The organism is Cellvibrio sp. (genome assembly GCF_053579595.1).
Genome location: NZ_JBRFPI010000268.1, coordinates 1 through 6332, shown reverse-complemented (window position 1 = coordinate 6332; position 6332 = coordinate 1). Strand labels below are relative to the sequence as shown.

Below are 6332 nucleotides of genomic sequence, written 5' to 3'. Positions count from 1 at the left end.
CATTATGACTGCCCACACTACCATCGATCAGGCAGAAGAATTAATGCTGCTCGGTGCAGTCGATTTTTTACCCAAGCCCTTTCGCGCCGAACAATTGCGCAAAGTGTGCGACATCGCTATTCATCGCGATGATTTTTTAGTGAGCAACGCGCAATTTGCTGCGCAAGTAAAATCCCTGCAAGAGCGCGAGCTGGCCTATCGCCAACTCTACGAAAACCACCATCAACTGCTTGATGATTTGCAATCCGTAGTGATGGAACTGGATGCCGATTTTACTATTTGTTATCTCAACCGCGCATGGGAAACCATGATGGGCTATCCCATTGACGATTGTATTGGTGAATCGCTGGAAAGTTTTATCGCCCCCGAAGATATTGCGCAGTTCTCGTTGTACAAAAACAAAATCCGCAAAGCGTTACAGCAAAACAAACCCTGCCCGGAAATAGAAATTTGCCTGAGCAGTAGTCGCCACCAAAAATTGTGGGCGCAGTTAAAAATCAGCCGCTCCAGTAACAACAAACAGCAGAGCAATCTAACCGTCTGCCTGGACAACATCACCGAGCGGCGTGAATCGCAAGAGCAACTTAAATATTTGGCGATGCACGATTCACTCACCGGGCTTTACAATCGCCACTTTTTTGAAACCACTCTCGCACAGCTGACTGCCGATTCGGTACGCAATAACCGCCAACATGCACTGGTGTATTTGGACCTGGATCACTTCAAAGTAATTAACGATACCTTCGGCCATCAAAAAGGTGATGAAGTGCTGCGCGAAATGTCGCACTTGCTCAGCAAACGCATTCGCGGTGCCGATATTCTCTGCCGTTTGGGTGGCGATGAATTTGCAATCTTGTTGCGCGATATCCACAGCACTGAAGCGCACGAATTTGCCCGCAGTATCCAGCAGATTATTGGCGAGTTCAGCTTCCAACTGCAGGAACAGCGCGTCAACCTCGGCAGCAGTATCGGTCTCACTTTAATTGACGGCAGCACCAACAACGCCGAAGAGCATTTAATGCGCGCTGATATTGCGCTCTACGTTGCCAAGGGACGCGGGCGCAACCTCATCCACCAATATGATCCGCTCGATAGCGAGAGCGATGAGCTGCGCCATTCGATCAACATGTCGCAAAAAGTGCGCAAGGCCATCACCGAAGATCGGATGACACTCTATTTCCAACCGATTTTTGATGTCAAAAATAATAAAATTTCTTACTACGAAGCACTGGTACGCCTGATAGAAACCGATGGAAAAATTATTGGCCCTAATAATTTTATTCCCGCGCTTGAAGCTGCCGGTGAAATGCATTTATTGGATCGCTGGATTATTAAATTGGCGATCCACAAACTCAAAGACCATCCTGAGCTGAGCCACATCGCCATCAATCTCTCGGCGCAAGCGTTTAAAGATGACAACTTGGTGCCAACGATTCTGGAAAATCTAAAAGCCACTGGTGTTGACCCCAAACGCATCACCTTTGAACTCACTGAAAGTGCGAGTTTGTTTAACCTGCATATCACCCAGCGGGTAATTGCCGAGCTGCATAAATTGGGCTGCAGTTTTTCAGTGGACGATTTTGGCTCCGGCTTCAGTAGCTTTGCCTATTTAAAAGATTTGCCCGCGGATTACATTAAACTGGATGGTTCATTTATCCAAAACCTGCACCGCGATAAGATCGACCAAACGCTGGTCAAATCGATGATTCAGGTGATTCAGGCATTAGGTAAAAAAGCAGTAGCGGAATATGTTGAGAATGAGGCTATTCTCGATATTTTAAAAACCATGGGCATTGATTTTGTGCAGGGGTATCACATAGGGCATCCGCTGCCGATAGCGCAGTTATTTACGCAACAGGCTGTGGGTTGATTGCCGTAAATCGATCATGACTCGAAAATTGCACTTGGATTACCAAGTGCAATTCCATAAAAAAATAATCAACAGAACCAGGTTATTCACCCAACGTCAGGTTACATTTACACCGCCATCAACAGCCCAAATTGCACCCGTGGTATAACTCGATTCCAACTGCGCAACAATCACTTCCGCCACTTCATCAGCACGGCCAAAACGGGCTAATGGAATAGTCGTTTCCATATGGGCTTTTACTACGGCTTGTGTTTGCTCATCAAGACCCAGTTTGGTAATAATTGGAGTATCAATTGCACCCGGTGCAACTGCATTAATGCGCACGCCGACAGGAGCAAATTCAATCGCAAGGCTTTTAGTAAATGCTTCCAATGCACCTTTGGTTGCTGCATAGAGTGCTGCATTTGCCAAACCATTATTCACTACAGCAGAAGATACGTTGGTAATACTGCCACCCACTTTTTGCAGCGCCGGTAATACACCTTTAATTAAATCCAAAGGCCCGCGCACATTGGTATTCATAAACTCATCAAAGTCAGCACTGGTGCAATACGCCAGCGGCGCAAAGCGTGCAATCGCAGCGTTGTTCACCAGCGCATTGAGCGATTTGCCGTCAAAGTGCGCCGCTAACTTTGCTACGTCACTGGCGATACCCATATCCGCCACCAGACCATTTACCCCCAATTCTGTAGCAGCCTGATTAACACGCTCGCTATTGCGTCCACAAATAGTGACGTCATAACCTTTCTCTTTTAGCAGTTTTGCTGTCGCATAACCAATACCGGAGTTGCCGCCGGTGACCAACGCTGTTTTTTGCATAACGATTTCTCTAGTGAAGATAAATTACAAAAATAAAATATAAAAATTTAGTCTGGAACCGGTCGCGCTACCGGACCTTGATAATCGATATCAGTACAGCGTAGCGGTAAAAATGTATCGGGGGGACGATGATAAGTATCGAGATAACAGGCCGTCACACCACTGGCAACCATAGCGGCAAACATCTGGTAAACCTCTTGCGGCGAAAATCCTTGATCCGATAAAAATGCAGACATATAACCATTGATATTCATGCCTTCATCAAATTCGCGCATCAATACTTTTTCAATGTCATAAGCTAACGATAAATGCGGACCTTCGTTAAAACCCAGTTTTTGTGCGTATTTTTCCATTGCCTCAAGCCGCTCATCACCTTTGGCGATCGGGCGAATGTAGCCAACAATATAAGGTTTACCGCGGTTTGCAGCAGTTATACGTGCAACAATCTTATCGGCAGAGGCACCGTGTTGATGTTGGTTAAAAGCATCCTGAATAAATCGAACACCATCCAAAAGCGTGAAAGGGCCGTAAGAACGTGAGTCAGCAGCAAGCGATCCGATTGTGGTTGCAGCCACCACTGAGGTGCGTGCAGCACCTGCCAACGCACCGATCTGATTACACCAGATGCGCGGATCAGGCCAACTGAGGCAGCCGTAAATTGCCTCGACCCAATCCGCCAGTGGCTTCTCCACTAACTTTCCTGTTGCATTAAGGATCAGGAGTTGAAAATAGGTTTTTTCACCAACCAGCTCCTCCAACATCGAATAACCATGGCTGAACACTCCCCTGCCAGGAAACCAGCCACCGGTGTTGCTAATAATTTTCCCACGACGTTGATCAAGATATTCAACAACTGCCGCATTGCTACGAGTTAAACCATACAGGGAGGTAGAATTATTCAATGACATAATTTTCATCGCTTACAAAAGGCATTGCCGTAATAGGTTTATTTGATAGTTCAAGACCATGAGCGACCAAACCCGGCGCACCCAGCAATTGAAACAAGCTTCCACCAGCACGTGGATGAAAACCCAGATCTGCAAAGACTGCGGCCGCCAAACCTGTTACCTGCCAACCAAAACCTTCAGTCTCCAGCTGCTCTGCCAACGCAGATCCCCACCGCAATGCTTTGCCAGCCGCATCTAATTTTAACAACTGCGCTGCAATATTTTTTGTAAGCAGATCGATGCCACCGTGACGCCGGCCAAAACCTGGAATGGCCTCTTCGACTTCCACGCGATTCAAAGATTGCTGTTGCAGGAGAACATTACGCGCAAAATCCTGCGGATCGGTATGCTGCTGCTTGCGCAAAAAACGCATGGTTTTTTCTATAGCTCCACCGCCCATATAATCTCCACCAAGAACAGCTGAGGCGATAGGAAGTATATGTAGGGGATCTGTTTTACCAACACCGACATTCATTGCTGCACGCGTAGCAGGATGCCGGGGACCGGGATTAATTAATCCAATCATTAATGCTTGCATTAACTGCGCTTCTGCTTTGGTAGGAAGCTCGCCGCGAAATAATAAATAAAATACATCGACAAACGAGCGCTTCTCCATTAATTCAAATAAATCGTAACCATAACAGCGAGCTTGTGTCGCGATATAGGGATTGTCCTCACTGGGTTGCTCACACCATATACGCGTTGCGGTGCGCTCGGTGAAAGGCTCATTGCGACTACGCACTTGATCATGCTTGTGCTCTGACATGATTTATATCCAAAGAAGAACGATAGAAGTTTTCAGGGAGTAATCGAGACCTGTTAGTTCAGTCGAATTGATAGCTTAACTCCAGCCAGGCACTGCGCCCCTCCAACGGATAATCGCCAGCGATTTCACCACTACTAGGCTCGTAGGCATTTTCATCAGCCAAATTACGCAGTGCAATCGAAAGATTGAGATCAGGCAAAATATTGACGCGTCGGAGTGTAAGGTTTAACAAGGTGTAGTCGTCGATATCGGCACGCATATCCAATGCCATTCGCTGACGATCACCAACCCAATTCAATTGACTATGAATAAACCAGTCAGGATGAAACTCCCAATTGAGGTCCGCTTTAAACTGTTGACCGGGTGCGTCGGGAATAGAGGCATCAGTAGCTTGATCACGTGCATTCTGTTGCGAATAACTTGCACTTAAATGCAATTGTGTTGCCGGTTTCCAATTGATTTCCCATTCAAATCCTTCTCCGTCCTGATTACGAATATTCTGTGCAGTTTTGGTTGTTGCCATCTCGTCGGCAATAAACTCAATCATATCCGTTGCTTGATACTGAAATAGCGTCAAGGTGCTCTGTAAATCCTCAGTAAACAAATAGTTAAATGAAAGCTCCAGCGTATCTATATGCTCGGGATCTAAATTCGGATTTCCTAAAGAAACAGGATTGTTTTTTGATCGCTGCTCAGTAAAAGAGGGGGCACGAAAAGCGCTGCCATAAAGAAGTTTACTGGTTAATTTTTCATTGGCTACCCAGACCAATGCAACGCGCGGATTGGTGGTTCCGCCAAAATCCGAATAATCATCGTAGCGCACACCTGCGGTCATCTCCAGGCTCGATGCAATCTGCCATTCATCCTGGACTGATAAATAGCCAACCCTGCGTGACCCATCCTCCAAAAACACATATTCAGTGTCGCTGACATCCGTGAGTTTTCCCGGCACCACACCCTCGGTTCCATTGATAACCCCTGGACCAAAATTTTTATACTCTCGCGCATCCAATGTCTGCTTTTTTGTCCCTACAGCTAAACGCAAACGATGCGATTCCCAACCCGAGTAAATCGAAATGAATTCAGCTTGGGTATCGGCCGACTCTTGCCCGGGGTTGCCAATCAATCCATCAGGAAATAACACCATGCCGGCCGGTGCAGTAAAATTTAAATTGCCATCGCTACCGATTGGCAACAAAGTTCCAGGTGGTAACAAATTGAACTGCGATTGAAGATCATAATAGAGATAACTCAAGCGGACACTGTTGTCCCACGCATTATGTCCATCATTCAAATGATAGGTCGCATCCAACATCCATAACTTGCTGTCGTCTTCACCGATGAAGTCCAGTGCCTGCGCACCACCTGCCCCAACACCAGCATCTTCAGAAATCCAACTCCACAGATTGACCTTAAGTTGCTCACTACTTACTGCTAAATGGCTATCGAGAATCTGATAGCGCGTGGAAAGTGCACCGGGTGCAAGCGATGCATTAGTACCTAAAATAGAATCCAGGGTTGATTGCAGATCTGTATTCACTCGGCGACTGCCATCACCATCACTCTCTTGATAGGCAAGATTGAAAGCAATTCCCCAATCATGGGTTTGGGTCGCCGCTTGCAGCCAAATATCCTTGATACCAAAGGAACCAGAGCGCAGGCCTATCTCGCTGTTGGCAATCGTTGAAGCATCTTTGGTAATGACATTAATAACACCGGCATAAGCATCAGCACCGTAGACCGCAGAACCCGGTCCGCGAATCACTTCTACGCGCTCGATTGAGGCAACAGGCAAGCGAAACAACGATGGACGCCCACCCTGCAAACTCGATTGCACCGGAATGCCATTTAACATCAGCACTACTTGCGCATTAAACCCCCTATGAATACCGCGAATGAAATACACCCAATCCAATCGGCTTAACCATGA

The 6332-nt window shown here is 46.7% G+C and carries 5 protein-coding genes; 1 reads left to right on the top strand and 4 read right to left on the bottom strand.

The features are described 5' to 3' along the window. Window positions 1–1870, top strand: a 1870-nt coding sequence (locus ACWA6V_RS15250) for an EAL domain-containing protein (RefSeq protein ID WP_449523297.1), incomplete at its 5' end; no start/stop codon positions are given. A gap of 96 nt (window positions 1871–1966) precedes the next feature. Here ACWA6V_RS15250 and ACWA6V_RS15245 read toward each other — a convergent pair. From ACWA6V_RS15245 to ACWA6V_RS15230, 4 genes are all read right to left on the bottom strand, one after another. Beyond that, window positions 1967–2689 (bottom strand): SDR family NAD(P)-dependent oxidoreductase, encoded by a 723-nt coding sequence (locus tag ACWA6V_RS15245; protein WP_449523296.1) that lies wholly within the window; start codon window positions 2687–2689, stop codon window positions 1967–1969. A gap of 47 nt (window positions 2690–2736) precedes the next feature. Beyond that, window positions 2737–3597: a hypothetical protein gene (locus ACWA6V_RS15240; RefSeq protein WP_449523295.1), complete on the bottom strand. Its 861-nt coding sequence runs from the start codon at window positions 3595–3597 to the stop codon at window positions 2737–2739. Further along, window positions 3584–4402, bottom strand: a complete 819-nt coding sequence (locus tag ACWA6V_RS15235) for a citrate synthase (protein WP_449523294.1) — start codon at window positions 4400–4402, stop codon at window positions 3584–3586. The genes ACWA6V_RS15240 and ACWA6V_RS15235 overlap by 14 nt, the downstream gene beginning before the upstream one ends. Before the next feature lie 58 nt (window positions 4403–4460). Further along, a partial coding sequence (locus tag ACWA6V_RS15230) for a TonB-dependent receptor plug domain-containing protein (protein WP_449523293.1) occupies window positions 4461–6332 on the bottom strand: 1872 nt, incomplete at its 5' end.